This window comes from Paenibacillus sp. J5, assembly GCF_054955055.1.
On record NZ_JBUEDD010000029.1, the window covers coordinates 1 to 1,937 of the forward strand.

The 1,937-nt window shown below is 45.0% G+C and carries 1 protein-coding gene and 1 pseudogene; both read left to right on the top strand.

Annotated features, from left to right (window positions below; genetic code table 11):
- Window positions 1-742: pseudogene (locus ACY1JZ_RS25930) on the top strand (hypothetical protein); the annotation flags it as partial.
- A gap of 38 nt (window positions 743-780) precedes the next feature.
- Window positions 781-1,329, top strand: a complete 549-nt coding sequence (locus ACY1JZ_RS25935) for a hypothetical protein (protein WP_462631660.1) — start codon at window positions 781-783, stop codon at window positions 1,327-1,329.
- Window positions 1,330-1,937: the final 608 nt, after the last annotated feature.

Consider the following 1,937-nt stretch of genomic DNA (forward strand, 5'->3'; position numbering starts at 1 on the left):
CGCGAGCGAGGAGCAGGTAGACGAGGCGTGGAGCGAGTTCTGGGAACAGTACAATGAACAGCAGGCGGCGAATGACCAGTTCTGGTTCGGAATGGTGGCGTTGGCCGATGCGGTGATGTCGATTCGAGACGTCAAGAACGCATCGCGATACGGCACGATGGGTTTGACGAGCGGTGGAGGAACGCCGCCAAGACCGAATGCGAACGGAAGCAACCCGTCGAAGAACTCGGGAACGAACCCGCCGCCAGCAGCGCCGAAGACGAAGCCAGAGGAGCCCTCGTCTGGCACAGGGAACGGGAAGAAGGATGGAGGAAACAGTGGCAAGGGTGGCGAAGGAAGTAAGGGCAGTGGTAGTGGGGGGACGGGTGAAATTGCTAAGATTCCTGGGGTCGTACAGAATCGTATTAACGTCGCTAATGGACCGACTAGGTTTAGTCCTTCTCAAAATGCAGGTTGGGAACATGTTGTTGATCGACATTTTACCCCGGGTAAAAATGCAGGGCAATTCACTGTCAGCCAGGATGAAGTGAAAAGTATTCTAGGTAGAAAAGAGGTTATTCAAACACCTGCTACGTTATTGGATTCAGGGCAATACTCTCGTGTAGTTAATACTGGACAGGTTGTAGGTACTGTAAAACCAAGTATTCCTGGCGTTGGTGGCACAGAAACCACATGGATACAAGTTTTAACAGATAGCAAAGGAAATTTAGTTACAACATTCCCAGTACCTGCTCCAAAATGATACATTTAATGAATCTTTTCTGTGAAAGGCTGTAGACGATGAACAATAAAAAGGCAAGTAATAAATTATGGTCAGAGGCACTGGAATTGTTTTCAGAAATAGAGAACATGAATATGGCCAGTTTTTTACATGGATTAGTTGCAATAGTAAAAAGTAATCGTGGGGCTATCAACCAAATCATGAATACAGGGGTAAGCAATAGTAATTACGGATTTTCAGAAAACGAAATAAACTTTTTTCAATTTATTACTACTATCGACCCTGAAATGTATGTTATAGGATCTACAGGGGATGATTTCAATTCAATTGTTGGAAGCTACATTAGCCGAGAACCTAAGTCAGAATTCGATACTTTGCGAAGGATATCAAACTTGGTGAAAGACATCATAACTTTTACATCAGCAGAAGTATGTCCACAATGTAAAAGTGACCATCTTAGAATCTTTAGTGATATCAACAACGAAAGATTGTATAGGCATTGTGAAACATGCTCTTTCACTGATACAGTTGATGAAGAGTTCGATAGACAAGAAGTTCTTATTCCTGCAAATATTACATTGCTCAAGAGAGCAGGATATTTAGAGTGAGATGCTCCTTTGGTTCGAGGCTCTACTCAGTGCCGATTGAATCCATCATTCAACCACTAACACATATAAACCATGTAATACCCGTATGAAGATTTCGTCATTATGGTTTTACGCGCACAATGTTTTAATTTCATAACCGCTTTTCCGTACACGAAGCAGGTTGATTATGGTCAGGTACCACCATAATCAACTTGTTTTTTGTTATGTTCGCTTTCTCACAGGATTTTCAAAATGCTATGCAACTGTAGAATACGTCGCCCCGATAGATAAACTGTCAAAACCATCGCACCTTTTAGTATGGATAGCCCGACCATTCATATTGTCAGAACTTATCTGCAAATTGTTCGCTACAAACTGGGTAATTGCCGCGATGACTAAAGTGCAAGAACAATCTGGTGACGACCAGTTTACATAAACAGGAAAGGTAACGCTTAGGCTAGCTGTCTTCCTGACTTTACAGCCGCCGCGCGGCGATAGCGATACTACATGACGATGAGGCGGCGTCGGAGCAGGAGGCGGCTGGTGCGGCAGCCGGGATCGGAGCGGTAGGGGCTGGAGCCGCGGGAACGGGTCTGCTGGGAGCGAAGGTAGGCTCACTGCTGAGCGCA

Bases quoted from the DNA above. Each gene is read 5' to 3' on its own strand.
- ACY1JZ_RS25935 (WP_462631660.1), top strand. From the start codon at position 781: ATGAACAATAAAAAGGCAAGTAATAAATTATGGTCAGAGGCACTGGAA.